The following is a 26,922-nucleotide window of genomic DNA, read 5'->3' as shown; positions in this document are numbered from 1 at the left end:
TGATGGCAGCGACCCAAGCAACCCTGCTCAAGAACGGAACCATCATCGACGGCACGGACCAGCCCGGTTGGACCGGCGATCTGCTGATGGTGGGCGAGCGCATCGCGGCCCTGGCGCCCCCCGGCGCCATCGACCCGGCCCTGCTGGCGGGCATGGCGGTGGAAACCATAGACTGCGCCGGCCTGGTGGTCGCGCCCGGTTTCATCGACGTGCACACGCACGATGATGCAGCCGCCATCGACGCTCCGGACATGCTGCCCAAGCTCTCGCAGGGCGTGACCACGGTGATCGTGGGCAACTGCGGCATCTCGCTGGCGCCCGTGGTGACCGATGCCCCGGCGGCCCCGCTGTCGCTGCTGGGAAAGCGCCAGTTCCGCCACGCCGGCATGGCCGACTACGCGCGCGCCGTGGATGCCGCGCAGCCCAGTGTGAACGTGGCCGCGCTGCTGGGTCACACGGCCCTGCGCATGCGCCACCTGCGCGACCTGGGCCAGGCAGCCACGGCCGATGAGCGTGCCGCCATGGCGGCCGACATGCAGGAGGCCATGGATGCAGGTGCGCTGGGGCTGTCTTCCGGCGTGTTCTACAAGGAGGCCTATGCGGCCGACCTTGTCGAATTGACTGAGCTGGCCAGCGTGGCGGCACGCAATGGCGGGGTCTACGCCACGCACATCCGCGACGAGCTGGCGGGCATTCTGCCGGCACTGCAGGAGGCGGCGCGGACGGCGCGCCAGGCCGGGTTGCCGCTGGTGCTGTCGCACCACAAGTGCGCCGGCGCCTCGAACTGGGGGCGCACGCGCGAGACCCTGCCGCTGATCGAATCGCTGGCCCAGGGCCAGCCCATCAGCCTGGACGTGTACCCCTACACCGCGGGCTCCACGGTGCTGCGCACCGACCTGGTGGACGGGGTGATCGACATCCTGATCACGGGCAGCCAGCCGCATCCCGAGATGGTGGGCCGCTACCTCAAGGACATCGCGCGCGAATGGGACATGACCGAGCAGGCGGCCTGCGACCGGCTGCAGCCCGGTGGCGCCTGCTACTTCCAGATGCGCGAGGACGATGTGGAGCGCGTGATATCGCACCCGCTGGCCATGATCGGCTCGGACGGCCTGCCGCACGACGAGCGCCCCCATCCGCGGCTGTGGGGCGCCTTCCCGCGCGTGCTGGCCTGCTACTGGCGCGAGAAGGGTCTGCTGCGGTTGGAAGAAGCCATCCACAAGATGACAGGCCTGTCGGCCCAGCGCTTTCACATCGGCGAGCGGGGGCGCCTGGCCGCAGACCACATGGCCGACGTGGTGGTGTTCGACCCGGCGCGCGTGCGCGATACCGCAAGCTACGAGAAGCCCGTGCAGTTCAGCGAAGGCATCGAGCGCGTGTGGGTGAACGGGGTGCTGAGCTACACCGCCGACGGCCGCGCCACAGGAGCACGTGCCGGGCGCTTCATCCGCCGGCAGGCCATGACGCCCGTCTGAGGCTTGCCAAGGACGGGCTTTGCAGCGATTGCAAAGCCGCTTCCCGCGGGCCGCCGTGTCCGAAAACCGGGCCGAAAACTACAGTGGAGGCACCTACCAAGGCATTCACTGAACAGGAGTTTTCCATGCCCATCATCAACGTCAAAGTCTCTGCCGAACGCTCTGCCGCCCTGTCGCAGCGCATCTCGGACACGCTGCTCGACCTGAGCACCCGCATCCTGGGCAAGAACCCGAAGATCACGGCGGTCACGGTTTCGTATGTGCACCCCGAGGACTGGATCGTGGGCGGCAGCAGCCTGGCCGCCCAGGGCAAGAGCAGCGTCTACCTCGACATCAAGGTGGTCGACGAGACCAACACCAAAGCCGAGAAGGCGCGCTACATCGCCGAGGTGTTCGCGGCGTTCCAGGGCCTGCTGGGCGAGCTGCACGAAGAGAGCTACATCTACGTGCAGGACGTGCGTGCCACGGCCTATGGCTATGGCGGCAAGACCCAGGAGTTCCGGCACCAGCATCCCCAGTGACCTGACAGCGCCCAAAACAAAAAAGCCCACTCGAAAGTGGGCTTTTTGCAATATTGGTTGCGCGAGGAGGATTTGAACCTCCGACCTTTGGGTTATGAGCCCAACGAGCTACCAGACTGCTCCATCGCGCGGCAAGATTGAATTATATACCTTATTCAGCGGCTGCGGCCGAAGAATTTTCAGTTTTTTCTTCAGCGCGGTCGACCAATTCAACCAGGGCCATGGGCGCGTTGTCGCCAACACGGAAGCCCATCTTCAGGATGCGGGTGTAGCCGCCTGGACGCGCGTTGAAGCGGGGGCCCAGGTCGTTGAACAGCTTGGTCACGCTGTCGCGGTCGCGCAGGCGGTTGAAGGCCAGGCGGCGGTTGGCAACGGTGTCGACCTTGGCCAGGGTGATCATGGGCTCGATCACGCGGCGCAGTTCCTTGGCCTTGGGGACCGTGGTCTTGATGGCCTCGTGCTCGATGATCGAGTTCATCATGTTCTGCAGCATCGCAAGGCGGTGCGAGCTGGTGCGGTTGAGTTTGCGGAGGCCGTGTCCGTGGCGCATGGTGCTTTCCTTCTACTGTCTTAGTAATTAATCGGGCAAGCCGTATCAGGTACTTCCCGAGGCACTGTTCCCTCGGGGGGAACGAAAAGTCCCCCTTGCGGGGGACCCTGAAAAACCGGGTTCCCCTGTTTTGGGGAACTCAGGATTATAGGTTTTGGCTTAGCGCTTGTCCAGGCCTGCTGGTGGCCAGTTCTCGAGCTTCATGCCCAGCGTGAGACCACGCGAGGCCAGCACTTCCTTGATTTCGTTGAGCGACTTGCGGCCCAGGTTGGGCGTCTTGAGCAGCTCGTTCTCGGTGCGCTGGATCAGGTCACCGATGTAGTAGATGTTCTCGGCCTTCAGGCAGTTGGCGGAACGCACGGTCAGCTCGAGCTCGTCCACAGGGCGCAACAGAATCGGATCGAAGGTGGCATTGCCGCGTGGGCCTGCAGGTGCGTCGAACGCAGCCAGCTCGCCGCCTTCCAGCTGTGCGAACACGGCCAGCTGTTCCACCAGGATCTTGGCCGATGCGCGCACGGCGTCTTCGGCGGTGATGGCACCGTTGGTCTCGATCTCGACGACCAGCTTGTCCAGGTCGGTACGTTGCTCCACGCGGGCGCTTTCCACGGTGTAGCTCACGCGCTTGACGGGGGAGAACGAGGCGTCCAGAACGATGCGACCGATCGATTTGGTGGATTCGTCGGCGTAGCGGCGCAGGTTGCCCGGCACGTAGCCACGGCCCTTTTCGACCTTGATCTGCATGTCCAGCTTGCCACCGGCCGACAGCGTGGCGATCACGTGGTCGGGGTTGACGATCTCGACGTCATGGGGCGTCTGGATGTCGCGCGCGGTCACCACGCCTTCACCATCCTTGCGCAGGCTCAGCGTGACTTCGTCACGGTTGTGCAGCTTGAACACTACGCCCTTGAGGTTCAGGAGGATGTTGACCACATCTTCCTGGACGCCATCGATGGACGAGTACTCGTGCAGAACGCCTGCAATGGTGACTTCCGTCGCTGCGTAACCCACCATGGACGAGAGCAGGACGCGCCGAATGGCGTTGCCCAGCGTGTGGCCGTAGCCACGCTCGAACGGCTCCAGCGCGACCTTGGCACGGTTGTGGCCAAGCTGCTCGACATTGATCGCCTTGGGTTTCAGCAAATTGGTTTGCATTCAGACTTCCTCTCAATACCCCCAGCTCGTTACACCGGTAAGGCTGGTGAAGCGCCTAAACCGCGATGCCTCGCGGTTCAGGTACGGTTTTCTCGAAATGTGATTCGAACTAGCGATTAGCGCGAATACAACTCAACGATCAGCGATTCGTTGATGTCGGCACCGAACTCGTCGCGGTCAGGCACCTTCTTGAACACGCCTTCTGCCTTGTCGGCATTGACGTCCACCCATGCGGGCATGCCCACTTGTGCGGCCAGTTGCAGCGCTTCGACGATGCGGTTCTGCTTCTTGGACTTTTCGCGCACGGCCACGACATCGCCGACCTTGACCAGGTACGAAGGGATGTTGACCGACTTGCCGTTCACGGTGATGGCGCAGTGCGACACCAGCTGGCGGGCTTCTGCACGCGTGGAGCCGAAGCCCATGCGGTACACGACGTTGTCCAGGCGCGATTCCAGCAGGAACAGCAGATTGGCACCGGTGTTGCCCTTACGGCTGTCAGCGGTCTCGAAGTAGCGGCGGAACTGCTTTTCCAGGATGCCGTACATGCGCTTGACCTTCTGCTTTTCGCGCAGCTGCAGGCCATAGTCGGACGTGCGGGCACCGGAGGTGCGGCCGTGCTGACCAGGCTTGGAGTCGAACTTGCACTTGTCCGCAATGGAGCGACGGGCGCTCTTGAGGAACAGGTCGGTGCCTTCACGGCGGGAGAGTTTGGCCTTGGGGCCGAGGTAACGTGCCACTTGAACTTCCTTTATGTCATCTACCGCAAACCATTGCGGGAGCCGCCTGTGTCGCTCTCGCGTACGCAGGCGGCGGTGGGCTTGTGAAAATCAGATACGACGGCGCTTTTGAGGGCGGCAGCCGTTGTGCGGGACTGGCGTCACGTCGGAGATCGACGTGATGCGGATGCCCAGGGCACCCAGAGCGCGCACCGAGGATTCGCGACCAGGACCGGGGCCCTTGATCTCGACGTCCAGGTTCTTGATGCCTTGGTCGATGGCGGCGCGGCCAGCCACTTCCGAAGCCACCTGGGCTGCGAAAGGCGTGGACTTGCGCGAGCCCTTGAAGCCTTGGCCACCCGACGAGGCCCACGACAGGGCATTGCCCTGGCGGTCCGTGATCGTGATGATCGTGTTGTTGAACGAAGCATGCACGTGGGCAATGCCGTCCGACACGTTCTTGCGAACCTTCTTGCGAACGCGCTGTGCTGCGTTATTGGCTGGAGACTTGGCCATATTGATCTTTCAATCTCTTTATTTCTTCAGTGCAGCAGCACCCTTGCGCGGGCCCTTGCGGGTGCGTGCATTGGTACGGGTACGCTGACCACGCATCGGCAGACCACGACGATGGCGGAAACCACGGTAGCAGCCAATGTCCATCAAACGCTTGATGTTCATGGTGGTTTCGCGGCGCAGATCACCTTCGATGGTGAATTGCTCGATCTGCTCGCGAATCTTTTCCAGATCGCTGTCCGTCAGATCCTTGATCTTCTTGGAGTAAGCGATGCCGGTGGCTTCGCAAATCTTGCGAGCGCGTGTGCGACCAATCCCGAAAATGGAGGTCAAACCGATTTCCGCGTGCTTGTGGGGCGGAATGTTGATGCCAGCGATACGTGCCATATGCGTCCTCTAATACTTTCCAATCAACCCTGGCGCTGCTTGTGACGCAGATCCGTGCAGATCACGCGCACCACACCCTTGCGGCGGATGATCTTGCAGTTGCGGCAGATTTTTTTGACCGAAGCCGAAACTCTCATTGCATTCTCCTAAAACTTTTCCATCCGTCCCGGCTGTCTTGCACGGAACACAATCTTTGTGCCCGCTACAAAATCGTGGGGCGCCAACTAACCTAAACCTTGCTTGCAGGGACCAGGCGCTGCATGCGCCCAGACCCTTCCTACCCGTCAACCGCCTTGATTGCCTTTGAAATTGGCTTTCTTGAGCAGCGACTCATACTGTTGCGACATCATGTAGTTCTGCACCTGGGCCATGAAGTCCATGGTCACCACCACGATGATCAACAGCGAAGTTCCACCAAAGTAAAACGGTACGTTGTACTTCAGGATCAAGAACTCGGGCAGCAGGCAGACGAAGGTGATGTAAACCGCCCCCGCCAGTGTCAGTCGCACAAGAATCTTGTCGATATAACGGGCCGTCTGTTCACCAGGACGGATCCCGGGAATGAACGCACCGCTCTTCTTCAGGTTGTCTGCCGTTTCACGGCTGTTGAAGACCAGCGCCGTGTAGAAGAAGCAGAAGAAGATGATCGCCGCAGCGTAGAACATCACATACACCGGTTGACCAGGCGTCAGGGCCGCGGAGATGTCGCGCAACCAGCGCATCGACTCCCCGGCACTGAACCAGTTCACCACGGTGGCTGGCAGCAGGATGATGGACGAAGCGAAGATGGGAGGAATCACACCTGCCATGTTCAGCTTCAAGGGCAGGTGCGACGATTGTCCACCGTAGACCTTGTTCCCCACCTGCCTGCGCGCATAGTTCACGAGGATCTTGCGCTGACCGCGTTCCACATACACCACGAAGTAGGTCACTGCAGCGACCACCAGCACGATGAAGATGGCTGCCAGGATGCTCATCGCACCCGTGCGCACCAGCTCCAGCAGGCCGCCGATGGAGCTTGGCAGACCGGCCGCGATACCTGCAAAGATCAGGATCGAGATGCCGTTGCCAAGACCACGTTCCGTGATCTGCTCACCGAGCCACATCAGGAACATGGTGCCAGCCGTCAGGCTGACCATGGCCGTGATGCGAAAACCCATGCCGGGACTGAGCACCAGGCCGGCCGAGCTTTCCAGCGCCACGGCAATGCCGAGCGACTGGAAAATGGCCAGGCCCAGCGTGCCGTAGCGCGTGTACTGGGTGATCTTCCTGCGGCCGGCTTCGCCTTCCTTCTTCAACTGCTCGAATGTCGGGACCACGTAGGTCATCAGTTGCATGATGATCGATGCCGAGATGTACGGCATGATCCCCAGTGCAAAGACGGTAAAGCGCGAGAGCGCTCCACCCGAGAACATGTTGAACAGGTTCAGGATGCCGCCTTGCTGGCCGCTGAAAAGCTGCTGAAGTTGGGCTGGATCGATACCGGGCACGGGGATATGCGCCCCGATGCGGTACACGATCAGCGCAAGCAACAGAAAAACCAGGCGACGACGCAAGTCGCCGAACTTGCCGGTTTTTGCAATTTGAGCCGCGCTAGTAGCCACAGGTACCTTCTTTCAGAACCAAAATCAGGCCAGGCTGCCGCCGGCAGCTTCGATAGCCGCCTTGGCACCTGCGGTAGCGCCCACGCCCGTCAGCTTGACAGCCTTGGACAGAGCGCCGCTCTTGATGACCTTGACCACCTTGGCCAGCTCGCCGATCAGGCCGGCTTGCTTCAGAGCAAGCACGTCCACTTCGGCCAGGCCCAGCTTGTCCAGATCGGTCAGCGTGACTTCGGCGTTGAACTTGAGCGATTGCGACTTGAAACCGCGCTTGGGCAGACGGCGTTGCAGAGGCATTTGACCGCCTTCGAAACCCACCTTGTGGTAGCCGCCCGAACGCGACTTCTGGCCCTTGTGACCACGGCCAGCGGTCTTGCCCAGACCGGAGCCGATACCGCGGCCTACACGGCGCTTGGCATGCTTGGCGCCGTCTGCGGGCTTGATGCTATTGAGTTCCATGATCTATCTCTCAGACGATTTTGACCAGGTAGCTGATCTTGTTAATCATGCCGCGCACTTCGGGCGAATCCTTCAACTCGCTGACGCTGTTCAGCTTGCGCAGACCCAGGCCACGGACGGTGGCGCGGTGCGATTCCTTGGTGCCGATGGGGCTGCGCACCAGTTGAATCTTGACGGTTTGTTGCGTAGTCATTTACAGCTTCCAATCAGGCGAAGATGTCTTCGACCGTTTTGCCGCGCTTGGCTGCCACTTGCGAAGGCGTCGTGGAGTTCACCAGGGCGTCAAAAGTGGCGCGGACCATGTTGTAGGGGTTGGACGAACCATGGCTCTTGGCCACGATGTCGGTCACGCCCAGCACTTCGAAGACAGCGCGCATCGGGCCGCCGGCGATGATACCGGTACCCTTGGGAGCGGGAGCCATCATCACAACGGCAGCGCCGTGGTGGCCGGTCACATTGTGGAAGATCGTGCCGTTCTTCAGCGAGACCTTCACCATGTTGCGGCGAGCTTCTTCCATTGCCTTCTGCACGGCAGCAGGCACTTCCTTGGACTTGCCCTTGCCCATGCCCACGCGGCCGTCACCGTCGCCGACCACAGTCAGTGCGGCGAAGCCGAGGATACGGCCGCCCTTCACGACTTTGGTCACGCGGTTGACCGCGATCATTTTTTCGCGCAGACCGTCGTCACGACCTTCGTCTTGCACCTTGGGTTGAAATTTAGCCATTTTGTATTCCGTTCCGCTTAGAACTGCAGACCCGCTTCGCGGGCTGCATCGGCCAGGGCCTTGACGCGACCGTGGTAGGCAAAGCCCGAGCGGTCGAACGCAACCTTCTCGACACCGGCTGCCTTCGCCTTTTCAGCGATGCGCTTGCCGATGGCCGTGGCAGCGGCGGCATTGCCACCCTTGCCAGAGCCGCCGAGTTCCTTGCGGACGTCGGCTTCTGCGGTGGAGGCACTTGCCAGCACCTTGCTGCCGTCGCCGGAGATGACGCTGGCGTAGATATGGAGATTCGTGCGGTTCACGGTCAGACGGGCCACGCCTTGCTGGGCAATGCGGATGCGGGTCTGGCGCGAACGACGAAGACGCTGCTCTTTCTTGGTCAACATGCTGCAGCTCCTTACTTCTTCTTGGTCTCTTTGATCGTGATCTTCTCGTCCGCATAGCGGATGCCCTTGCCCTTGTAGGGCTCGGGTGGACGAACAGCACGGATCTCAGCGGCAATTTGGCCAACACGTTGGCGGTCGGCGCCCTTCACGACCACTTCCGTGGGCGTGGGGGTGGCCACCGTGATGCCGGCAGGCATCTCGATGTTGACGGGGTGCGAATAACCGACAGCCAGGTTCAGCTTGGCACCGGATGCGGCGGCCTTATAGCCCACGCCGATCAGGGTCAGCTTCTTCTCGAAGCCCTTGCTCACGCCCACAACCATGTTGTTGACGAGCTGGCGGATCGTGCCGCTCATGGCATTGGCTTCGCGGGAGTCGTTGACGGGCTCGAAGCTGAGCTTGCCGTCGTTGCTCGACACCTTCACCAGCACGTTCTGCGCCAGCGACAGGGAACCACCAGAACCCTTGACGGAGATCTGGTCGGCTTTAACGGACACATCCACGCCTGCGGGGATGGTCACGGGCATTTTTCCTACTCGGGACATTTCAGTTTCTCCTCAATGCCGCGCTTAGGCCACGTAGCACAGCACTTCGCCACCGACACCGGTTGCGCGCGCCTTGCGGTCGGTCATCACGCCCTTGGGCGTCGTGACGATTGCCACACCCAGACCGTTCATGACTTGTGGAATGGAATCATGGCCCTTGTACACACGCAGGCCAGGGCGGCTGACGCGCTCGATGCGCTCAATCACCGGACGACCAGCGTAGTACTTCAGGGAGATTTCGAGTTCGGACTTGCCGGATTCGGTCTTGACCTGGAATCCGTCGATATAACCCTCGTCCTTCAGCACCTGGGCGATGGCAATCTTCACCTTGGAAGAAGGCACCAGCACCGTGGCCTTGGCGACCATCTGTGCGTTACGGATGCGGGTCAGCAAGTCAGCGATAGGATCACTCATGCTCATGTTGTAATTCTCCTGCCTGCTTACCAGCTGGCCTTGGTGACACCAGGGATGTCGCCTGCAAAAGCCAGTTCACGGATCTTGGCGCGGGCCAGACCGAATTGACGGAAGGTACCGCGTGGGCGACCGGTGATTTCGCAACGGTTGCGCTGGCGCGTGGGGTTCGCGTTGCGGGGGAGCTTCTGCAGGCCCAGGCGGGCTGCATCACGCTCTTCGTCGCTGCGCTTGGCGTCACCGGCGATCGCCTTCAGTTCCGCATACTTCGTTGCGTACTTGGCGGCCAGTTTTTCGCGCTTCAGTTCGCGCTGGATCAAAGCTACTTTAGCCATACCCTGCCTCAGTTCTTGAACGGGAAACGGAAACCAGCCAGAAGAGCCTTGGCTTCTTCGTCGGACTTGGCCGTCGTGGTGATGCTGATATTGAGACCGCGCAAGGCATCGACCTTGTCGTACTCGATTTCAGGGAAAATGATCTGTTCCTTGACGCCGATGTTGTAGTTGCCACGGCCGTCGAATGCGCGACCGGAGATACCACGGAAGTCACGCACGCGGGGCAGAGCCACGGTCACGAAACGGTCCAGGAACTCATACATCTGCACGCCACGCAGCGTGACCATGCAACCGATGGCCTGGCCTTCGCGGATCTTGAAACCGGCGATAGCCTTCTTGGCCTTGGTCACCACGGGCTTCTGACCAGCGATCTTGGTCAGGTCCGCCACGGCGTTGTCCATCACCTTCTTGTCCGACACGGCTTCGCTCACACCCATGTTGAGGGTGATCTTGGTCAGACGGGGAACCTGCATGGGCGAGGTGTAGCCGAACTGCTTGGTCAGTTCGGGAGCGATCTTGTCGCGGTAGATTTCTTGGAGTCGTGCCATGTTTGCCCCTTAGGCCGCCTTGATTTCGGCGCCGCTGGACTTGAACACGCGAACGCGTGCGCCGTCAGCCTGCACCTTGATGCCCACGCGGTCAGCCTTGCCGGTGGCCGCATTGAAGATGGCAACATTGGACTGGTGGATAGGCATGGCCTTTTCCACGATGCCGCCCGTCGTACCCTTCATGGGGTTCGGCTTGGCGTGCTTCTTGACCAGGTTGATGCCGTCGATGACGAGGTAAGAGTCATCCTTGCGCAGCGACACCGTGCCACGCTTGCCCTTGTCGCGCCCGGTCAGCACGATGACTTCGTCGCCCTTGCGAATCTTGTTCATGGCGAGTCCTTAGAGAACTTCAGGAGCCAGGGACACGATCTTCATGAACTTCTCGGTACGCAGTTCACGCGTCACGGGTCCAAAGATGCGGGTGCCGATAGGCTCCAACTTTGCATTCAGCAACACTGCAGCGTTGCCATCGAATTTGACGAGCGAGCCGTCGCCGCGGCGAATACCCTTCGCCGTACGCACCACCACTGCGCTGTAGACCTCGCCTTTTTTGACGCGGCCGCGCGGAGCAGCTTCTTTGATGCTCACTTTGATGATGTCGCCAACGCTTGCATAGCGACGCTTCGAGCCACCCAGCACCTTGATGCAAAGGACGGACTTGGCGCCGGTATTGTCGGCAACCTCTAACCGAGATTCTGTCTGGATCATTTCAATATTCCCAACTTGCACCAGAAGACCACGGCCCCAGAGAACGTCTCAAGGGCTGCAGATCAGCCAGTCAGTCTTGGGCCCGTCGTCCGCACCGCAAACCATTTGCAGCACTTCCCGCTGGGCAGAAACTTCACGTAGGAAACGCGAAGCCCTCGATTATTGCAAAGCGGCAGGCAAAAGTCAACCGCCTATCACACTGGAGCGTGCAAATACTGCTCGGCGAGCGACAAGAATGCATCCAGTTGCGGATCGACGCCCAATTCCTCCTGCAGGAGGGCCGCCACACGGGGGGCGCAGGCGATGGCCTGGCGGGCGTCCAGGAACAGCATGCGCGAGCGGCGGGCCAGCATGTCTTCCACGGTGCAGGCGTATTCGTGGCGCGCGGCAAAGCGCACCATGGCCTCGGTCAGCCCGCCACCCAGGTCCTCGCCGGCGCCCTGTAACCCACGCACGACGGCGGCTTCGCTGCCATAGGAATGCAGACCCTGGGCGTCGCTGATGCGGTGGCGCACCGGCTCGGTGGGCGTGCCCACCAGGGGCAGGCGGTTGGTGATGCCCGCGGCCTTTTCCGGCAGCAGGCCCACGGTGAAGCATTTTTGCAACACATCCTCGGCCATGGCCCGGTAAGTCGTCCATTTGCCGCCCGTCACGGTGACCAGGCCGCTTCTGCTGGCCAGCACGGTGTGCTCGCGGCTGATCTTCTTGGTGTTGTCGCCATCGTCGTCCTGCGGCTTGACCAGGGGGCGCAGGCCCACCCAGATGCTGCGGATGTCCGCCACCTTGGGGGCACGGGTGAGGTAGCGCGCGGCCTCGTCGAGGATGAAGGCCACCTCTTCCTTGAAGGCCAGGGGTTCGCGCACCACGTCCTGGCGCGGGCTGTCGGTGGTGCCCAGGATGAGCTTGCCCAGCCACGGCACGGCAAACAGCACCCGGCCATCGGCCGTCTTGGGCACCATCAGGGCATGGTCGGAAGGCAGGAATTCGCGGTCCACCACGATGTGCACGCCCTGGCTGGGCGCCACGATGGGCTTGACCGGGCGGCCGATGGCCTCGCCATCCATCTGGCGCAGGGCATCGACCCAGACACCGGTGGCATTGACCACGGCCTTGGCGCGCACGGTGAACTGGCGGCCGCTGGCGCTGTCTTCGCAGACGAAACCCGCCACCTTGCCGTTTTCATGGACCAGGGAGGTCGCCGGGCAGTAATTCACCAGCAAAGCACCTTTGGCGGCCGCCGTGCGGGCCAGCGCCAGTGCCAGGCGGGCATCGTCGAACTGGCCGTCCCAGTACTTCACCCCGCCCTTGAGCCCGTCCTGGCGGGCATTGGGCAGGCACTGCAGCGTGCGCGCGCGGCCCAGGAACTGGGTGGACCCGAGGCCCGCCTTGCCGGCCAGGGCGTCGTACATCATCAGGCCGATGCCGTAGAACGGCGTTTCCCAGGCCTTGTAGGAAGGCATCACGAAGGCCAGGGGCTGGGCCAGGTGGGGGGCGTTGTTCAGGAGCGTGGTGCGCTCGTGCAGGGCCTCGCGCACCAGCGCGATGTTGCCCTGGGCCAGGTAACGCACGCCCCCATGCACCAGCTTGGTGGCGCGCGAGGAGGTTCCCTTGGCGAAATCGTGCGAATCGACCAGCACCACGCTGAAGCCCCGGGCTGCCGCGTCCAGCGCCACGCCCAGGCCCGTCGCCCCGCCGCCGATCACGGCCAGATCGTACTGGTGCGGCTCGGCAAGGCGGTCGAGAAGGTCGGAGCGCCGCGTGGGCAGGGGGGAAGAGGCGTGGGTCATAGGTAGCGATTGTCCACAGGCACGGGGTTGAGCCTAGGGTTAACCCTGAAATTCTTGACGCCAGCGGGGCGGGATAGGCCGGATGGGCCCTCCGCACCCGCAGGTTCGGGGGAAAAGCCGCCGGGCAACCGCCGGTCCCTCTATGTGTATATAGAGCGAGGCGGTGCGACCCGGGGGCCAGGGCGCTCAGCGCGCCTTGCCGTCCTTCCACGCCTGCAACAGCTTGTCGTAGGCGATGGTTTCGCCCTTGGGCTTCTCGTTGGCCAGCTTGGCCCAGGGGGCCTGCTTGTCGCTCAGCCACTTGGTGGGCGCGCTCTTGGGGTTGAGCTTGGGTGCGCAGTGGGCCATGCCGGCACGCTCCAGGCGGGCCATCACCTGGTCCATCTCGTCGGCCAGCGTGTCCATGGCGCCCTGGGGCGTTTTCTCACCCGTGACCGCCTGGGCCACGTTCTTCCACCACAGCTGGGCCAGCTTGGGGTAATCGGGCACGTTGGTGCCGGTGGGCGACCAGGCCACGCGGGCGGGGCTGCGGTAGAACTCCACCAGGCCACCCAGCTTGGGCGCGGCGTCGGTCATGGCCTTGGACTGGATGTCGCTTTCGCGGATCGGGGTCAGGCCCACCAGGGTCTTCTTGAGCGAGGTGGTCTTGGCCGTCACGAACTGCGCGTACAGCCAGGCTGCGGCGGTCTTGTTGGCGTCATGGCCCTTGAAGAAGGACCACGAACCCACGTCCTGGTAGCCGTTCTGCATGCCCTGCTTCCAGTACGGGCCGTTCGGGCCGGGGGCCATGCGCCACTTGGGCGTGCCGTCGGCATTCACCACCGGCAGGCCGGGCTTGACCATGTCGGCCGTGAAGGCGGTGTACCAGAAGATCTGCTGCGCGATCTGGCCCTGGGCGGGCACCGGGCCGGCTTCGCCGAAGGTCATGCCGGTGGCTTCCTTGGGCGCGTACTTCTTCATCCAATCGACGTACTTGGTCAGCGCGTAGACGGCGGCGGGCGAGTTGGTCGCACCACCGCGGGCCACCGAGGCGCCCACCGGAGTGCACTTGTCGTCGGCCACGCGGATGCCCCATTCATCGATCGGCAGGCCGTTGGGCGCGCCGATGTCGGCCGTGCCGGCCATAGATAGCCAGGCATCGGTAAAGCGCCAGCCCAGCGAAGGATCCTTCTTGCCGTAGTCCATGTGGCCGTAGATCGGCTTGCCGTCGATGTTCTTCACGTCGTTGGTGAAGAATTCGGCGATGTCCTCATAGGCGCTCCAGTTGAGCGGCACGCCCAGGTCGTAGCCGTACTTGGCCTTGAACTTGTCCTTGATGTCCTTGCGGTCGAACAGGTCGGCACGGAACCAGTACAGGTTGGCGAACTGCTGGTCGGGCAGCTGGTAGAGCTTGCCGTCGGGCGCCGTGGTGAACTTGGTGCCGATGAAGTCCTTGAGGTCCAGGCCGGGGTTGGTCCACTCCTTGCCCGCACCGGCCATGTAGTCGGTCAGGTTCATCATCTTGCCGTAGCGGTAGTGGGTACCGATCAGGTCCGAGTCCGAGATCCAGCCGTCGTAGATGGACTTGCCGGACTGCATGGAGGTCTGCAGCTTCTCGACCACGTCGCCTTCCTGGATCAGGTCGTGCTTGACCTTGATGCCGGTGATTTCCTCGAAGGCCTTGGCCAGGGTCTTGGATTCGTATTCGTGGGTGGTGATGGTTTCCGACACCACGGAGATCTCCTTGACACCCTTGCCCTGGAGTTTCTTGGCAGCCTCGATGAACCACTTCATCTCGGCCATCTGCTGGTCCTTGCTCAGCGTGGAAGGCTGGAACTCGCTGTCGACCCACTTCTTGGCTTCGGCCTCGCCGGCCATGGCCGACTGCCCGGTCACGACTGCTACCGCCAGTGCCAGCGCTGTATACCGCGTCTTCATAGTGCCTGTCTCCTCATTAATCACTCCCCTTTGGATGCACATGGGTCGCCCGGCTCCGGGGAAGGGTTGAGCCGTGCGACGGGAAATACTTGCGGGCCGCCCGTCAGCCTTTGCGCATGATCAGGCCGAGCAGCAGCATGGACAGCACGAAGCTGATCCAGATCGAGGGGTCTTCGCCCAGCTCGAACCACTGGGCCAGCTTGCCGCTCACGCCCACGAAAATCAGGTTCACATAGGCCGCCGTCAGCAGCCCGATGAACAGGCGGTCGCCGCGCGTCGTCTCCAGGGGCAGGAAGCCCTTGCGCAGCGTGGTCGGCGAATTCACCTCCCACACCGCCATGCCGACCAGCATCAGCACGATGCACGTGAAGAACACCGCCACCGGCAGGGTCCAGGCCATCCACTCGAACATGTCGATCTCTCCTTACACCCGGCCCATCGCGAAACCCTTCGCGATGTAATGCCGCACAAACCAGATCACGATGGCGCCCGGCACGATGGTCAGCACACCGGCCGCGGCCAGCGTCGCCCAGTCCATGCCCGAGGCGCTCACCGTGCGCGTCATGGTGGCCACGATGGGCTTGGCATTCACGCTGGTCAGGGTGCGCGCCAGCAGCAGCTCCACCCAGCTGAACATGAAGCAGAAGAACGCCGCCACGCCCACGCCGGCCTTGATCAGCGGCAGGAAGATGGTCACGAAGAAGCGCGGGAAGCTGTAGCCGTCGATGTAGGCCGTCTCGTCGATCTCGCGCGGAATGCCGCTCATGAAGCCTTCGAGGATCCACACCGCCAGCGGCACGTTGAACAAGAGGTGCGCCAGCGCCACGGCGATGTGCGTGTCCATCAGGCCCACGGTGGTGTACAGCTGGAAGAAGGGCAGCAGGAACACGGCCGGGGGTGTCATGCGGTTGGTCAGCAGCCAGAAGAACACATGCTTGTCGCCCATGAACTGGTAGCGCGAGAAGGCGTAGGCCGCCGGCAGCGCCACGGTGAGCGAGATCACCGTGTTGATGCCCACGTAGATCAGGCTGTTGATGTAGCCCGAATACCAGGACTCATCGGTGAAGATGGTCTTGTAGTTGTCCCAGGTGAAGTGCTGCGGGAAGAACGAGAAGGTGGAGAGGATTTCCGCGTTCGTCTTGAAGCTCATGTTGACCATCCAGTAGATGGGCAGCACGGCGAACACCAGGTAGGCCGCCAGGAACAGCGACCGCTTGTGAAAGCGCTTTTCATTCATGGCCGGCCCCTTCGTTGCTGGCGGTGCCCACGCGCTGCATCCAGTTGTAGAGGATGAAGCACAAGAGCAGGATGATGAAGAAATAGATCAGCGAGAACGCTGCCGCCGGCCCCAGATCGAACTGACCCACGGCCTTGGTGGTGAGGTACTGGCTGAGGAAGGTGGTGGCATTGCCCGGCCCGCCGCCCGTGAGCACGAAGGGCTCGGTGTAGATCATGAAACTGTCCATGAAGCGCAGCAGCACGGCGATCATGAGCACGCCGCGCATCTTGGGCAGCTGGATGTAGCGGAACACCGCGAACTTGCTGGCGCCGTCGATGCGCGCCGCCTGGTAGTACGCATCAGGAATGGAGCGCAGGCCGGCAAAGGCCAGCAGCGCGACCAGCGGCGTCCAGTGCCATACGTCCATCAGCAGCACCGTGAGCCAGGCCTGCGTGGCGTTGCCGGTGTAGCTGTACTCGATGCCCATCACCTGCAGCATGCGGCCCATGAGCCCGATGTCGGCACGGCCGTAGATCTGCCAGATGGTGCCCACCACGTTCCAGGGAATCAGCAGCGACAGGGCCACCACCACCAGCACGGCCGAGGACTTCCAGCCCTGCGCAGGCATGGACAGCGCGAGCATGATGCCCAGCGGAATCTCCACCGCCAGCACCGCCAGCGAGAAGGTGATCTGGCGCCACAGCGCGGCATGCAGCTCCTCGTCGCGCATCACGGCGGCGAACCATTCGGTGCCGACGAACACGCGCCGCTCGGGCGAGATGATGTCCTGCACCGAGTAGTTGACCACGGTCATCAGCGGCAGGATGGCCGAGAAGGCCACGCACAGGATCACCGGCAGGATCAGGAACCAGGCCTTCTGGTTGACCGGTTTGGTGGTGGCGCTCATGCCAGCAACTCCTCGTTTTGGTAAAAGCAGGTGTGGCTGCCCAGCACCTGCAGCCAGACCGTGTCGCCGGCCGATGGCAGGCGCGTTTCGGGGGTGAAGCGCGCCTTCAGTGTGTGCTCGCCCACCTTGGCGGTCAGCATCAGGTAGGTGCCGATGTCCTGCACCTGCACCACGGTGCAGGGCAGCGCGCCGGGCTCCTCGGGCTGCGCCAGGGCCAGGTACTCGGGCCGCACGCCGACCTGCAAGGCCCCATCGGGCAACGCTCGGCTGGCCGGCAGCGCCAGGCGGTGGCCCGCAACCGAAAGGGCCGCGGCAGCACTCTGCGCGGGCAGAAAGTTCATGCCCGGCGAGCCGATGAAGTGGCCCACGAACACGTGCGCGGGACGCTCGAACAGCGCATCGGCCGAACCCACCTGCACGGCGCGGCCGCGCGTCATCACCACCACCTGGTCGGCAAAGGTCAGCGCCTCGACCTGGTCGTGCGTCACGTAGATCAGCGTGAGCTTGAGCTCATGGTGGATCTGCTTGAGCTTGCGGCGCAGCTGCCACTTGAGGTGCGGGTCGATCACCGTGAGCGGTTCGTCGAACAGCACGGCCGCCACGTCCGAGCGCACCAGGCCACGGCCCAGCGAAATCTTCTGCTTGGCGTCGGCCGCCAGGCCGGCGGCGCGCTGGTTGAGCTGGCCGCTCATCTCCAGCATCTCGGCGATGGCGCCCACGCGCTGCTTGATCTGGGCCTCGGGCACCTTGCGGTTGCGCAGCGGGAAGGCCAGGTTCTCGGCCACCGTCATGGTGTCGTAGATCACGGGGAACTGGAACACCTGGGCGATGTTGCGCTCCTGCGGGCTGGCGCGCGTCACGTCGCGGCCGTCGAACAGCACCTTGCCATGCGAGGGCACGAGCAGGCCCGACATGATGTTGAGCATGGTGGTCTTGCCGCAGCCCGAGGGGCCGAGCAGCGCATAGGCGCCGCCATCCTCGAACTCCATCTTGAGCGGCAGCAGCGCGTAGTCGCTGTCCTGCTGCGGGTTGGGCTTGTAGGAATGCGCCAGGTCCAGGCTGATGCGTGCCATCTCAACGACCTCCCAGGCGTGCGGGCGCCCATAGCAGTTGGCCGTCGGCACCGAAGACATAGGCCTGCGCCGGGTCCAGGTGCAGCGCCAGGGGCGCGCCCAATTCGAAGTAATGCACACCGGTGAGCTGCGCCACCAGCTCGCCCCAGGGCGTGTCCACGTGCACGAAGGTGTCGGAGCCCGAGATCTCGGCCAGCTCGACCTTGCCGCTCACGCTCACGTCGCCGGGGCGGGGCTGCACGCGCAGCGCGCTGGCGCGGATGCCTACGGTGACGCCGCCGGCGGCCGTGCCCTGCGGCAGCGCAATGGCGAGCGTCGCTCCCCCTTGCAGTTGCACACCCTGCGCCACCACCGTGGCCGCCACCAGGTTCATCGGCGGATCGCTGAAGGCGCGCGCCACGCGCAGCGAGTTCGGCGCGTGGAAGACCTCGGCCGTGGGGCCGTACTGCAGCAGCCGGCCTTCGTCGAGCACGGCGGTGTAGCCACCCAGCAGCAAGGCCTCGCCCGGCTCGGTGGTGGCATAGACCACAGTGGACTGGCCGGCCGCGAACAGCTGGGTGAGCTCTTCGCGCAGTTCCTCGCGCAGCTTGTAGTCCAGGTTCACCAGCGGTTCGTCCAGCAGCATCAGCGGCGCGCCCTTGGCCAGGGCGCGCGCCAGCGCCACACGCTGCTGCTGGCCGCCCGAGAGTTCGGCCGGGTAGCGGTCGAGGAACATGTCGATGTGCAGGCGGGCCGCGATCTCGCGCACCCGGGCGTCGATGTTCTTTTCGCCGCGCAGCTTGAGCGGCGAGGCGATGTTGTCGGCCACCTTCATCGAGGGGTAGTTGATGAACTGCTGGTAGACCATGGCCACGTTGCGCTCGCGCACCGGCATGCCGGTGACGTCGGCACCGTCCACCCGCACGGTGCCCGCCGTAGGCGCATCGAGCCCGGCCATGATGCGCATCAGGCTGGTCTTGCCGGCCTGGGTGGCGCCCAGCAGCACCGTGACGGCGCCACTGTGCAGCGCCATGCTCATGCCATGGAGCCAGGTCTGCGCCCCCACCCTCTTGCTGATGCTGTCCAGTGCCAGCTGCATCCCGCACACCTTTCTCAGAACCCCTGATGGGTCTTGTGGAATCGGCCCCGTACGCAGGCGCGCCGAGGCCGTTTGTTTTCGATTGCGTTCATTCTTGTTCTTTTGTGATCGTTTTGTATCAAGGTTTACCCTTAATGAGTTCCTTTTTGTTCCATTTAAAGTATCGCCACCCTATTGGCTTCTTTCTTGCTGCCCTGACCGCGTGAACACGAATCCCCGACAACTCCTGCTCCTTGAAGAAGTGCGCGCGCGCAAGTCGGCCAGCGTCGAACAGCTCGCCGAAACCCTGGGTGTGACCCTGCAGACGGTGCGCCGCGATGTGCAGCGGCTGGCCGAATCGGGCCTGCTCACGCGCTTCCATGGCGGCGTGCGGGTGCCCAGCTCCACCGTGGAGAACCTGGCCCACCCGCAGCGCGAAACCCTGCATGCCGAAGGCAAGGCGCGCATCGCACGCGCCGTGGCCGAACAGGTGCCCAACGACTGTTCGCTGATCCTGAACATCGGCACCACCACCGAGGCCATTGCCAAGGCCCTGCTGCACCACCGCGGCCTGCGCGTGATCACCAACAACCTGAATGTGGCGGCCATCCTGAGCGGCAACCCCGAGTGCGAGGTGATCGTGGCCGGCGGCGTGGTGCGCGCGCGCGACCGCGGCATCGTGGGCGAGGCGGCGGTGGACTTCATCCGCCAGTTCCGCGTGGACATCGCGCTGATCGGCATCTCGGGCATCGAGCCCGACGGCTCGCTGCGCGACTTCGACTACCGTGAGGTGAAGGTGGCGCAAACCATCATCGCCCAGTCGCGCGAGGTCTGGCTGGCGGCCGACCAGAGCAAGTTCAACCGCCCGGCCATGGTGCAGTTGGCCACGCTGCAGCAGATCGACCGGCTGTTCACCGATGCGCCGCCGCCCGAGCCCTTTCCCGTATTGCTCCAGGACGCCGAGGTGATTTGCACCGTGGCCGCCTGACTTATCCTTGCCCGCCATGACCTACCTGCTCGCACTCGACCAAGGCACTTCCAGCTCCCGCAGCATCGTCTTCGACGAGCAGGGCCACATCGTGGCCCTGGCCCAGCGCGAGCTGCCGCAGATCTACCCGCAGCCCGGCTGGGTGGAACACGACCCGATGGAGATCTGGCGCACCCAGTTGTCCACGGCGCGCGAGGCGCTGGAAAAGGCCAACATCAAGGCCAGTGCCGTGCGCGCCGTCGGCATCACCAACCAGCGCGAAACCACCGTGCTGTGGAACCGCCAAACCGGCCAGCCCGTGCACCATGCCATCGTCTGGCAGGACCGCCGCGCCGAGCCGGCCTGCGCGCAGCTGCGCGAGCAGGGGCACGCGGGCACCATCCAGGCCAAGACGGGCCTGCTGGTCGATGCCTATTTTTCGGGCACCAAGCTGCAATGGCTGCTGGACCACGTGCCCGGTGCGCGCGCGCAGGCCGAGCGCGGCGAGCTGGCCTTCGGCACGGTGGACAGTTGGCTGATGTGGCAGCTCACGCATGGCGAGGTGCACGTGACCGACGTGAGCAACGCTTCGCGCACCATGCTGTTCAACGTGCACACCAACCAGTGGGACGACGAGCTGCTGGCGCTGCTGCGCATTCCCAAGTCGCTGATGCCGCAGGTGCAACCATCGAGCTCGCACTTCTGCGACGTGGCTCCCGACCTGCTGGGCCACGCCATCCGCGTGGGCGGCGTGGCGGGCGACCAGCAGAGCGCGCTGTTCGGCCAGGCCTGCTTCAGCGCGGGCATGGCCAAGAACACCTATGGCACGGGCTGCTTCATGCTGATGCACACGGGCGCCACTTTCCAGACCTCGCAGAACGGCCTGCTCACCACCAGCGCAGCCCAGGCCAGCGCGCAGACCGAGTTCGCGATGGAAGGCAGCGTCTTCGTGGGCGGCGCGGTGGTGCAATGGCTGCGCGACGGCCTGCGCGCCATCTCCACCAGCGGCGAGGTTGAATCCCTCGCGCAGAGCGTGCCCGACTCGGGCGGCGTGATGATGGTGCCGGCCTTCACCGGGCTGGGAGCCCCCTATTGGAAGCCCGATGCGCGCGGCACCATCACGGGGTTGACGCGCGGCTCCACCCTGGGCCACATCGCGCGTGCGGCGCTGGAGAGCATTGCCTACCAGAGCGCCGCGCTGCTGCAGGCCATGGGACGCGACGCCGTGGCTGCCGGCGGCAAGCCGGTGAGCGAGCTGCGGGTGGACGGTGGTGCCTGCGCCAACGACCTGCTGATGCAGTTCCAGGCCGACCTGCTGGGCATTCCGGTGGTACGCCCGGCCGTGATCGAGACCACGGCCCTGGGGGCCGCCTACCTGGCGGGCCTGTCCAGCGGCGTGTACGGCAGCACGGCCGAACTGTCGCAGCTGTGGCGCGCCGAGCGGCGCTTTCTGCCGACCCTGGACAAGGCGCGTGCACAGGAGCTCATGGAGCGCTGGGAACGCGCCGTGCGCCAGACCACCGCAGAGTGACCCCGAAACAGGGAGGAGCAGTGGCCGCAGGCGGTGCGGCTACCATCATGGCCCCGCTGTTTGTTTCCCAGTTGTGCACACCATGAGCCAGACCCCCGCCTCCCCTACCCTCCCCGTGATCGCCTTCATCGGCGGCGGCAACATGGCCAGCGCCATCATCGGCGGCCTAGTGCGCCAGGGCCACCCGGCCAGCCAGATCGAAGTCGTCGAGCCCTGGGAGCAGGCGCGCGAGGCCCTGCGCACGAACTACGGCATCGAAGCCCAGCCGGAAGCCGGCGCTGCCCTGCAGCGCGCGCGCATCGTGGTCTGGGCCGTCAAGCCCCAGACCTTCAAGGATGCCGCCGCCCTGGCGCGCGCCCACACCCAGGACGCCCTGCACCTGAGCGTAGCCGCCGGCATCCGTTCGGACAGCATCGCCCGGTGGCTCGCCAGCGAGCGCATCGTGCGCACCATGCCCAACACCCCGGCCCTGGTGGGCAAGGGCATGAGCGCGCTGTATGCCCGCCCCGGCGTCTCGCAGGACGAGCGCCAGAGCGCGGAGGCCATCATGGCCACCACGGGCGAGTACCTGTGGGTGGACAGCGAAAAGCAGCTCGATGCGGTGACGGCCCTGTCGGGCTCGGGCCCGGCCTATGTGTTCTATTTCCTCGAAGCCATGGCCCGCGCCGGTACGGCCATGGGCCTGTCGGCCGAGCAGGCCCACCGGTTGGCCTTGGGCACCTTCGTGGGCGCCTCGGAACTGGCGCGCCGTTCGGACGACCCGCCGGCCGTGCTGCGCGAGCGCGTCACGTCCAAGGGCGGCACCACCTATGCGGCGCTGCAGTCCATGCAGAACGATGGTGTGGGCGAGGCCTTCGAGCGCGCGATGCAAGCCGCCGAGCACCGCGCCCACGAACTGGGCGATGAGTTTGGCAAGTAATTCCTCGCCTGCTACTCAATTGATAGCAAGCTGGCGCAACAGGTAGCTGCCGGCAATGCCGGCGAACACGGTGGCGCCGAGCCAGTGGTTGACGCGGAAGGCCTGGAAGCAGCCTTCGCGGCTGCGGTCGCGGATCAGCGTCCAGTGCCAGACTGCCTGTGCCAGGGCGGCGGCTGTGGCCAGCCAGTACACCGGGCCCAGGGCATAGGGCGCCAGGGCCACGCCCCAGATGCCCAGGAACAGCAGGTAGAACAGCACGATGGCCGCCACGTCGAAGCGGCCCAGGGTGATGGCCGAGGTCTTGATGCCGATCTTGAGGTCGTCGTCGCGGTCGACCATGGCGTACTCGGTGTCGTAGGCCAGCACCCAGAACAGGTTGCCCAGCCACATCCACCACGCCACGGCGGGCACCTGGCCCTGCACCGCGGCGAAGGCGATCACGATGCCGAAGTTGAAGGCGATGCCCAGCACGGCCTGGGGCATGGCGATGATGCGCTTGGTGAACGGGTAGGCAATGGCCACCAGCACGGCGGGCACGGACCAGGCGATGGCCGCCGCATTGGTGGTGAGCACCAGACCGAAGGACACCAGGGCCAGCACAGCGCCCAGGGCCAGCGCCTGCTTGACGGTGACGGCCCCGGTGGTCACGGGCCGCGCCGCGGTGCGCTTGACGTGGCGGTCGAAGTCGCGGTCGGCCACGTCGTTCACGCAGCAGCCCGCGCTGCGCATGAGGAAGGTGCCCAGCACGAACACCGCCAGCAGGTGCCAGCCCGGAAAGCCATCGGCGGCAATCCACAGCGCACTGAGCGTGGGCCATAGGCAAACCAGCCAGCCTGCGGGCCGGTCCCAGCGGATCAGGTCGAGGTAAAGAGACAAGCGGCTGCGCGGAAGTGCGGACATGGGCGATGGAAGCGGCGAGGGAGAACTGCCACACAGGGCAGGCGCACCGGGAATGTAACAGCCGCAGCGCCCATCGGCCCCGCAGTGAGCGCTACCATGCAGGACATGTCCTACACCGGCTATTGGTACAACCCGTTACAGTGGCCGGTTGCCCCTTCACCCGGAATCCGCCCCGCATGCCCCGATCCCCGAGTACCCAGGCCGCCCAGCGCTTTGCCATCCCCAAGAGCCTGATGGCAGGCTTCATCGTCGCGGCCCTGGCCACGCTGGTGATTGCCTTCGTGAACTACCGGGCCTCCGAGGTACGGGCCGACGCCGTGGCGGCGATGGACCGGACTTCGCAGGCCATGCGCCAGCTGTCGCTGGTGCACTCGGCGCTCAAGGACCTGGAGACCGGGCAGCGCGGCTACCTGCTCACGGGTGACGCCTCCTACCTGCAGCCCTACCTGCTGGCGCAGAACGTGGTGGACCGGCAGCTGACGGCCCTCAAGGCCAGCACCGAGGGCAATGCCGGCCAGCGGCGGCTGGTGGTCCAGATCGAGGACCTGGCCCGGCAAAAGCGCAGCGAGCTGGCCGAGACCGTGGACCTGCGCAAGGCCGGCAACGTGGAAGGCGCCATGGCCCTGGTGCGCAGCGATGCGGGCAAGAACATCATGGACCGGGTGCGTGACCTGGCCTCGGACCTGGCGGGCCTGCAGACGCAGGAACTCGAAGACCGCCGCCGCGGCTGGGAGGAAGCCACGTCCCTGTCGGCCTACTACTCCTGGGGCGGCTCACTGGTGCTGCTGGCGCTGATCTGCATCTCGGCCGCGCTGACCGCGCGCGAACACCGCCTGAAAGCGCGCCAGAACTGGGTGGTGACGGGCCTGAGCGGGCTGGCGCAACGCCTGCAGGGTGACCGCCGCGTCGAGGAGATCGGTGAGCTGGCGCTCGAGTACCTGGCCACCTACCTCAATGCCAAGGTGGGCGCTGCCTATGCGGTCAACGAGAATGGCGGCTTCACGCTGTTCGGTGGCTATGCGCTGCCGCGCGAGCGCCTGGCGCAGAAGCTGATCGACGGCGAAGGCCTGGTGGGCCAGTGCGCGCGCTCGCGCGAACTGTTGCACGTGCGCGACGTGCCTGCCAACCACCTGGTGGTGTCTTCGAGCACCGGTGCCTCCGCCCCCGCCGAGCTGCTGGTGGCGCCCGCCATGGAAAACGGCGAGGTCTTTGCCGTGATCGAACTGGGTTTCTACCGCGCAATCGACGAATTCGAGCACAGGCTGTTCAAGCAGGCCTCGGAGATGCTGGCCGTTGCCATCCGATCGGGCCAGGACCGCAGCCGCCTCGAAGCCCTGCTCGAAGAGACCCAGCGCCAGTCCGAGGAATTGCAGGCCCAGCAGGAAGAACTGCGCGTCAACAATGAGGAGCTGGAGCAGCAAAGCCGCATCCTGCAGGAATCGCAGGCCCAGATGGAGCTGCAGCAGACCGAGCTGGAGCAGACCAATGCCCAGCTCGAAGAGCAGACCCAGCAGCTCGAGAACCAGCGCGAGGAATTGCTTGCCGCCCAGAGCGACCTGACCGAGAAGGCGCGCGAGATCGAGCAGACCAGCCAGTACAAGAGCGAGTTCCTGGCCAACATGAGCCACGAGCTGCGTACCCCGCTCAACTCCACGCTGATCCTGGCCAAGCTGCTGGCGGACAACAAGGCCGGCAACCTCACGGCCGAGCAGGTGAAGTACGCGCAGACCATCTCCTCGGCCGGCAACGACCTGCTGGCGCTGATCAACGACATCCTGGACCTGTCCAAGATCGAGGCCGGGCAGGCCACCATCGACATCGAGACCGTGGACATCGCCCGCACCGTGCAGGGGCTGGCCGATCCCCTGCGCCCCATCGCCGAGGAGAAGGGCCTGACCCTCACCGTCACCATGGACCCGGGCGTGCCGGCCACCATGGACACCGACCCGCTGCGCCTGGGGCAGGTGATCAAGAACCTGCTGTCGAATGCGGTGAAGTTCACCGAGCAGGGCAGCGTGGCGCTGCATGTCTCGCCCCTGCCCGGGGACATGCTGGCCTTTGCGGTGCGCGACACGGGCATCGGCATCCCCGAGCACCAGCAGGAGCTGGTCTTCGAGGCCTTCCGCCAGGCCGATGGCAGCACCCACCGCAAGTACGGCGGCACGGGGCTGGGCCTGTCGATCTCGCGCGATCTGGCGCACCTGCTGGGCGGCAACATCGCCATCCGCAGCACGCCGGGCCAGGGCAGCGAGTTCACGCTGACAGTGCCACGCCACGCAGTGCCGCTGGATGCGCCCTCCACCGGCATGGCCATGCAACCTCCGCCAGCGCACGCCGGCACGGCACCCATGGCCCCTGCAGCCGCCACCCTGCCTGCGCCGCCAGCCGCCCCCGCCATCCTTCCCGTGGCGGCACGCCCCAAGGGCGAGCGCAACATCCTCGTGATCGAGGACGACGTGCGCTTTGCCAACATCCTGAACGACTTGGCGCAGGAGATGGATTTCCACTGCATCCTGGCCCACACGGCCGGCGAGGGCCTGGCGGCCGCCACGCTGCACCAGCCCAGCGCCATCGTGCTGGACGTGAACCTGCCCGACTTCTCGGGCCTGGGCGTGCTCGACCAGCTCAAGCGCAACCCGGCCACGCGGCACATCCCGGTGCACGTGGTCTCGGTGGCCGACTACTCGCAGGAGGCCATGGGCCGCGGCGCCATCGGCTACGCGCTCAAGCCCGTCAAGCGCGAGGAACTGGTGCAGGCCCTGCAGCGTCTGGAAGCCAAGTTCACCCAGGGCATGCGCCGCGTGCTGGTGGTGGAAGACGACGAGCGCCAGCGCGAGAGTGTGCGCGCCCTGCTGGCCAGCGATGGCGTGGACATTGTGTGCGTGGAAAATGCCAAGATGGCGCTGGACTACCTGCGCAGCAGCACCTTCGACTGCATGGTGATGGACGTGAACCTGCCCGACCTGAGCGGCTACGAGCTGCTCAAGGCCATGTCGGAGCAGGAGGACGTGTCCTTCCCGCCGGTCATCGTCTACACCGGGCGCGCCCTCACGCGCGACGAAGAGCAGCAGCTGCGCCGCTTCTCCAAGTCCATCATCATCAAGGATGCGCGCTCGCCCGAGCGCCTGCTCGACGAGGTGACGCTGTTCCTGCACCAGGTGGAATCCGAGCTGTCGGTGGAGCGCCGGCAGATGCTGCAGGTGGCACGCAGCCGCGATGCAGCCTTCGAGGGCCGCACGGTGCTGGTGGTGGAGGACGATGTGCGCAACGTGTTCGCGCTCTCCAGCATCCTGGAGCCCACGGGCATTGCGGTGCAGATCGCGCGCAATGGCCGCGAGGCGCTCGACTTCCTGGAGCGCTCCGGCGGCGCCGGCCCGGCGGTGGACCTGGTGCTGATGGACATCATGATGCCGGAGATGGACGGCTACACCGCCATGCGCGAGATCCGCAAGCAGCCGGCCTGGCGCAAGCTGCCCATCATCGCCCTCACGGCCAAGGCCATGAAGGACGACCAGGAGAAATGCCTGGCCGCCGGCGCCAACGACTACATCGCCAAGCCGCTGGATGTGGAGAAGCTGCTCTCGCTGGTGCGGGTGTGGATGCCCAAGTGAGC

At 64.6% G+C, this 26,922-nt stretch carries 31 protein-coding genes and 1 tRNA gene; 6 read left to right on the top strand and 26 right to left on the bottom strand.

Features of this window, described 5'->3' with window-relative positions; genetic code table 11:
* Nucleotides 1–2 precede the first annotated feature (2 nt).
* Together AC07X5_RS16510 and AC07X5_RS16505 are read left to right on the top strand one after the other, a co-directional pair.
* The gene (locus AC07X5_RS16510) at nucleotides 3–1,475 is read left to right on the top strand and encodes an N-acyl-D-amino-acid deacylase family protein (RefSeq protein WP_494771037.1); all 1,473 of its coding nucleotides are present in this window, start codon (nucleotides 3–5) and stop codon (nucleotides 1,473–1,475) included.
* Between the two features lie 125 nt (nucleotides 1,476–1,600).
* Nucleotides 1,601–1,996: a tautomerase family protein gene (locus AC07X5_RS16505; protein WP_409959475.1), complete on the top strand. Its 396-nt coding sequence runs from the start codon at nucleotides 1,601–1,603 to the stop codon at nucleotides 1,994–1,996.
* A 54-nt stretch (nucleotides 1,997–2,050) separates the two neighbouring features.
* Here the strand turns inward: AC07X5_RS16505 and AC07X5_RS16500 are convergent.
* The 25 genes from AC07X5_RS16500 to AC07X5_RS16380 form a co-directional block, all read right to left on the bottom strand.
* A tRNA-Met gene (locus AC07X5_RS16500) sits at nucleotides 2,051–2,127 on the bottom strand.
* A 20-nt stretch (nucleotides 2,128–2,147) separates the two neighbouring features.
* A complete protein-coding gene (rplQ, locus tag AC07X5_RS16495) occupies nucleotides 2,148–2,546 on the bottom strand; it encodes a 50S ribosomal protein L17 (RefSeq protein WP_409959473.1) in 399 nt (132 codons plus the stop codon).
* Between the two features lie 159 nt (nucleotides 2,547–2,705).
* Complete coding sequence (locus AC07X5_RS16490) at nucleotides 2,706–3,698, bottom strand: DNA-directed RNA polymerase subunit alpha (protein WP_007861735.1); 993 nt, start codon at nucleotides 3,696–3,698, stop codon at nucleotides 2,706–2,708.
* 116 nt (nucleotides 3,699–3,814) lie between these two features.
* Complete coding sequence (rpsD, locus tag AC07X5_RS16485; protein WP_409959469.1) at nucleotides 3,815–4,438, bottom strand: 30S ribosomal protein S4; 624 nt, start codon at nucleotides 4,436–4,438, stop codon at nucleotides 3,815–3,817.
* 90 nt (nucleotides 4,439–4,528) lie between these two features.
* Entirely contained in the window at nucleotides 4,529–4,933 is a 405-nt protein-coding gene (rpsK, locus tag AC07X5_RS16480; protein WP_005793662.1) for a 30S ribosomal protein S11, read from the bottom strand.
* A gap of 18 nt (nucleotides 4,934–4,951) precedes the next feature.
* On the bottom strand, nucleotides 4,952–5,317 hold the full coding sequence (gene rpsM / locus AC07X5_RS16475) for a 30S ribosomal protein S13 (RefSeq protein ID WP_035206424.1): 366 nt from the start codon (nucleotides 5,315–5,317) through the stop codon (nucleotides 4,952–4,954).
* Nucleotides 5,318–5,340: 23 nt separating this feature from the next.
* A complete protein-coding gene (gene rpmJ / locus AC07X5_RS16470) occupies nucleotides 5,341–5,454 on the bottom strand; it encodes a 50S ribosomal protein L36 (protein WP_005793651.1) in 114 nt (37 codons plus the stop codon).
* 147 nt (nucleotides 5,455–5,601) lie between these two features.
* Nucleotides 5,602–6,921: a preprotein translocase subunit SecY gene (gene secY, locus AC07X5_RS16465; protein WP_409959466.1), complete on the bottom strand. Its 1,320-nt coding sequence runs from the start codon at nucleotides 6,919–6,921 to the stop codon at nucleotides 5,602–5,604.
* Nucleotides 6,922–6,945: 24 nt separating this feature from the next.
* Nucleotides 6,946–7,377 (bottom strand): 50S ribosomal protein L15, encoded by a 432-nt coding sequence (rplO, locus tag AC07X5_RS16460; protein WP_007861727.1) that lies wholly within the window; start codon nucleotides 7,375–7,377, stop codon nucleotides 6,946–6,948.
* 10 nt (nucleotides 7,378–7,387) lie between these two features.
* Nucleotides 7,388–7,570 (bottom strand): 50S ribosomal protein L30, encoded by a 183-nt coding sequence (rpmD, locus tag AC07X5_RS16455; protein WP_005793644.1) that lies wholly within the window; start codon nucleotides 7,568–7,570, stop codon nucleotides 7,388–7,390.
* 13 nt (nucleotides 7,571–7,583) lie between these two features.
* A complete protein-coding gene (gene rpsE / locus AC07X5_RS16450) occupies nucleotides 7,584–8,102 on the bottom strand; it encodes a 30S ribosomal protein S5 (RefSeq protein WP_409959464.1) in 519 nt (172 codons plus the stop codon).
* Nucleotides 8,103–8,119: 17 nt separating this feature from the next.
* Entirely contained in the window at nucleotides 8,120–8,485 is a 366-nt protein-coding gene (gene rplR / locus AC07X5_RS16445) for a 50S ribosomal protein L18 (RefSeq protein ID WP_007861721.1), read from the bottom strand.
* Between the two features lie 11 nt (nucleotides 8,486–8,496).
* Nucleotides 8,497–9,030: a 50S ribosomal protein L6 gene (rplF, locus tag AC07X5_RS16440; RefSeq protein ID WP_409959461.1), complete on the bottom strand. Its 534-nt coding sequence runs from the start codon at nucleotides 9,028–9,030 to the stop codon at nucleotides 8,497–8,499.
* A 24-nt stretch (nucleotides 9,031–9,054) separates the two neighbouring features.
* Nucleotides 9,055–9,450 (bottom strand): 30S ribosomal protein S8, encoded by a 396-nt coding sequence (rpsH, locus tag AC07X5_RS16435; protein ID WP_007861717.1) that lies wholly within the window; start codon nucleotides 9,448–9,450, stop codon nucleotides 9,055–9,057.
* A 20-nt stretch (nucleotides 9,451–9,470) separates the two neighbouring features.
* Nucleotides 9,471–9,776, bottom strand: a complete 306-nt coding sequence (gene rpsN, locus AC07X5_RS16430) for a 30S ribosomal protein S14 (RefSeq protein WP_007861712.1) — start codon at nucleotides 9,774–9,776, stop codon at nucleotides 9,471–9,473.
* 8 nt (nucleotides 9,777–9,784) lie between these two features.
* Complete coding sequence (gene rplE, locus AC07X5_RS16425; protein ID WP_005793632.1) at nucleotides 9,785–10,324, bottom strand: 50S ribosomal protein L5; 540 nt, start codon at nucleotides 10,322–10,324, stop codon at nucleotides 9,785–9,787.
* 9 nt (nucleotides 10,325–10,333) lie between these two features.
* Nucleotides 10,334–10,654, bottom strand: a complete 321-nt coding sequence (gene rplX / locus AC07X5_RS16420) for a 50S ribosomal protein L24 (protein WP_026435326.1) — start codon at nucleotides 10,652–10,654, stop codon at nucleotides 10,334–10,336.
* A gap of 9 nt (nucleotides 10,655–10,663) precedes the next feature.
* On the bottom strand, nucleotides 10,664–11,032 hold the full coding sequence (gene rplN, locus AC07X5_RS16415) for a 50S ribosomal protein L14 (RefSeq protein WP_007861702.1): 369 nt from the start codon (nucleotides 11,030–11,032) through the stop codon (nucleotides 10,664–10,666).
* Between the two features lie 194 nt (nucleotides 11,033–11,226).
* A complete protein-coding gene (locus AC07X5_RS16410; RefSeq protein ID WP_494771036.1) occupies nucleotides 11,227–12,819 on the bottom strand; it encodes a glycerol-3-phosphate dehydrogenase/oxidase in 1,593 nt (530 codons plus the stop codon).
* A 186-nt stretch (nucleotides 12,820–13,005) separates the two neighbouring features.
* A complete protein-coding gene (locus AC07X5_RS16405) occupies nucleotides 13,006–14,736 on the bottom strand; it encodes an ABC transporter substrate-binding protein (RefSeq protein ID WP_409956072.1) in 1,731 nt (576 codons plus the stop codon).
* Between the two features lie 103 nt (nucleotides 14,737–14,839).
* Nucleotides 14,840–15,148 carry a DUF2160 domain-containing protein gene (locus tag AC07X5_RS16400; RefSeq protein ID WP_494771035.1) on the bottom strand — a complete coding sequence of 103 codons (309 nt, stop codon included), beginning with the start codon at nucleotides 15,146–15,148 and terminating at the stop codon, nucleotides 14,840–14,842.
* A 12-nt stretch (nucleotides 15,149–15,160) separates the two neighbouring features.
* Complete coding sequence (locus AC07X5_RS16395; protein ID WP_007861697.1) at nucleotides 15,161–15,973, bottom strand: carbohydrate ABC transporter permease; 813 nt, start codon at nucleotides 15,971–15,973, stop codon at nucleotides 15,161–15,163.
* Nucleotides 15,966–16,862 (bottom strand): carbohydrate ABC transporter permease, encoded by an 897-nt coding sequence (locus AC07X5_RS16390; RefSeq protein WP_494771034.1) that lies wholly within the window; start codon nucleotides 16,860–16,862, stop codon nucleotides 15,966–15,968. The genes AC07X5_RS16395 and AC07X5_RS16390 overlap by 8 nt, the downstream gene beginning before the upstream one ends.
* The gene (locus AC07X5_RS16385) at nucleotides 16,859–17,935 is read right to left on the bottom strand and encodes an ABC transporter ATP-binding protein (protein WP_494771033.1); all 1,077 of its coding nucleotides are present in this window, start codon (nucleotides 17,933–17,935) and stop codon (nucleotides 16,859–16,861) included. The genes AC07X5_RS16390 and AC07X5_RS16385 overlap by 4 nt, the downstream gene beginning before the upstream one ends.
* Nucleotide 17,936: 1 nt before the next feature.
* Nucleotides 17,937–19,013 carry an ABC transporter ATP-binding protein gene (locus AC07X5_RS16380; protein ID WP_494771032.1) on the bottom strand — a complete coding sequence of 359 codons (1,077 nt, stop codon included), beginning with the start codon at nucleotides 19,011–19,013 and terminating at the stop codon, nucleotides 17,937–17,939.
* A gap of 202 nt (nucleotides 19,014–19,215) precedes the next feature.
* Here AC07X5_RS16380 and AC07X5_RS16375 point away from each other — a divergent pair, with 202 nt between their 5' ends.
* The 3 genes from AC07X5_RS16375 to proC all read left to right on the top strand — a co-directional run bounded on the left by AC07X5_RS16375 (nucleotide 19,216) and on the right by proC (nucleotide 22,409).
* Nucleotides 19,216–19,980, top strand: a complete 765-nt coding sequence (locus AC07X5_RS16375) for a DeoR/GlpR family DNA-binding transcription regulator (protein WP_409957601.1) — start codon at nucleotides 19,216–19,218, stop codon at nucleotides 19,978–19,980.
* A gap of 16 nt (nucleotides 19,981–19,996) precedes the next feature.
* Entirely contained in the window at nucleotides 19,997–21,490 is a 1,494-nt protein-coding gene (glpK, locus tag AC07X5_RS16370) for a glycerol kinase GlpK (protein WP_494771031.1), read from the top strand.
* A gap of 82 nt (nucleotides 21,491–21,572) precedes the next feature.
* A complete protein-coding gene (gene proC, locus AC07X5_RS16365; RefSeq protein WP_494771030.1) occupies nucleotides 21,573–22,409 on the top strand; it encodes a pyrroline-5-carboxylate reductase in 837 nt (278 codons plus the stop codon).
* A 15-nt stretch (nucleotides 22,410–22,424) separates the two neighbouring features.
* Here proC and ubiA read toward each other — a convergent pair whose 3' ends face one another.
* A complete protein-coding gene (ubiA, locus tag AC07X5_RS16360) occupies nucleotides 22,425–23,309 on the bottom strand; it encodes a 4-hydroxybenzoate octaprenyltransferase (protein ID WP_494771029.1) in 885 nt (294 codons plus the stop codon).
* Between the two features lie 176 nt (nucleotides 23,310–23,485).
* Here ubiA and AC07X5_RS16355 point away from each other — a divergent pair, with 176 nt between their 5' ends.
* Nucleotides 23,486–26,920: a response regulator gene (locus AC07X5_RS16355; protein WP_494771028.1), complete on the top strand. Its 3,435-nt coding sequence runs from the start codon at nucleotides 23,486–23,488 to the stop codon at nucleotides 26,918–26,920.
* Nucleotides 26,921–26,922 lie beyond the last annotated feature (2 nt).

The organism is Acidovorax sp. GW458-11-26-14-TSB4, assembly GCF_059423865.1.
The sequence above is the reverse complement of the archived record's forward strand: the minus strand, read 5'-3'. Positions and strand labels throughout refer to the sequence as shown.

Coding starts and splice junctions, on each gene's coding strand:
- AC07X5_RS16505 (WP_409959475.1), top strand. CDS start 1,601: ATGCCCATCATCAACGTCAAAGTCTCTGCCGAACGCTCTGCCGCCCTG.
- glpK (WP_494771031.1), top strand. CDS start 19,997: ATGACCTACCTGCTCGCACTCGACCAAGGCACTTCCAGCTCCCGCAGC.
- rpmD (WP_005793644.1), bottom strand. CDS start 7,570: ATGACTACGCAACAAACCGTCAAGATTCAACTGGTGCGCAGCCCCATC.
- rplQ (WP_409959473.1), bottom strand. CDS start 2,546: ATGCGCCACGGACACGGCCTCCGCAAACTCAACCGCACCAGCTCGCAC.
- rpsM (WP_035206424.1), bottom strand. CDS start 5,317: ATGGCACGTATCGCTGGCATCAACATTCCGCCCCACAAGCACGCGGAA.
- AC07X5_RS16390 (WP_494771034.1), bottom strand. CDS start 16,862: ATGAGCGCCACCACCAAACCGGTCAACCAGAAGGCCTGGTTCCTGATC.
- rpsK (WP_005793662.1), bottom strand. CDS start 4,933: ATGGCCAAGTCTCCAGCCAATAACGCAGCACAGCGCGTTCGCAAGAAG.
- AC07X5_RS16395 (WP_007861697.1), bottom strand. CDS start 15,973: ATGAATGAAAAGCGCTTTCACAAGCGGTCGCTGTTCCTGGCGGCCTAC.
- rplN (WP_007861702.1), bottom strand. CDS start 11,032: ATGATCCAGACAGAATCTCGGTTAGAGGTTGCCGACAATACCGGCGCC.
- proC (WP_494771030.1), top strand. CDS start 21,573: ATGAGCCAGACCCCCGCCTCCCCTACCCTCCCCGTGATCGCCTTCATC.
- AC07X5_RS16400 (WP_494771035.1), bottom strand. CDS start 15,148: ATGTTCGAGTGGATGGCCTGGACCCTGCCGGTGGCGGTGTTCTTCACG.
- rpsE (WP_409959464.1), bottom strand. CDS start 8,102: ATGGCTAAATTTCAACCCAAGGTGCAAGACGAAGGTCGTGACGACGGT.
- AC07X5_RS16355 (WP_494771028.1), top strand. CDS start 23,486: ATGCCCCGATCCCCGAGTACCCAGGCCGCCCAGCGCTTTGCCATCCCC.
- AC07X5_RS16490 (WP_007861735.1), bottom strand. CDS start 3,698: ATGCAAACCAATTTGCTGAAACCCAAGGCGATCAATGTCGAGCAGCTT.
- rplX (WP_026435326.1), bottom strand. CDS start 10,654: ATGAACAAGATTCGCAAGGGCGACGAAGTCATCGTGCTGACCGGGCGC.
- rplO (WP_007861727.1), bottom strand. CDS start 7,377: ATGGAACTCAATAGCATCAAGCCCGCAGACGGCGCCAAGCATGCCAAG.
- AC07X5_RS16380 (WP_494771032.1), bottom strand. CDS start 19,013: ATGCAGCTGGCACTGGACAGCATCAGCAAGAGGGTGGGGGCGCAGACC.
- AC07X5_RS16405 (WP_409956072.1), bottom strand. CDS start 14,736: ATGAAGACGCGGTATACAGCGCTGGCACTGGCGGTAGCAGTCGTGACC.
- rpmJ (WP_005793651.1), bottom strand. CDS start 5,454: ATGAGAGTTTCGGCTTCGGTCAAAAAAATCTGCCGCAACTGCAAGATC.
- rpsH (WP_007861717.1), bottom strand. CDS start 9,450: ATGAGCATGAGTGATCCTATCGCTGACTTGCTGACCCGCATCCGTAAC.
- ubiA (WP_494771029.1), bottom strand. CDS start 23,309: ATGTCCGCACTTCCGCGCAGCCGCTTGTCTCTTTACCTCGACCTGATC.
- AC07X5_RS16410 (WP_494771036.1), bottom strand. CDS start 12,819: ATGACCCACGCCTCTTCCCCCCTGCCCACGCGGCGCTCCGACCTTCTC.
- rplF (WP_409959461.1), bottom strand. CDS start 9,030: ATGTCCCGAGTAGGAAAAATGCCCGTGACCATCCCCGCAGGCGTGGAT.
- rplE (WP_005793632.1), bottom strand. CDS start 10,324: ATGGCACGACTCCAAGAAATCTACCGCGACAAGATCGCTCCCGAACTG.
- AC07X5_RS16385 (WP_494771033.1), bottom strand. CDS start 17,935: ATGGCACGCATCAGCCTGGACCTGGCGCATTCCTACAAGCCCAACCCG.
- rplR (WP_007861721.1), bottom strand. CDS start 8,485: ATGTTGACCAAGAAAGAGCAGCGTCTTCGTCGTTCGCGCCAGACCCGC.
- AC07X5_RS16510 (WP_494771037.1), top strand. CDS start 3: ATGGCAGCGACCCAAGCAACCCTGCTCAAGAACGGAACCATCATCGAC.
- rpsN (WP_007861712.1), bottom strand. CDS start 9,776: ATGGCTAAAGTAGCTTTGATCCAGCGCGAACTGAAGCGCGAAAAACTG.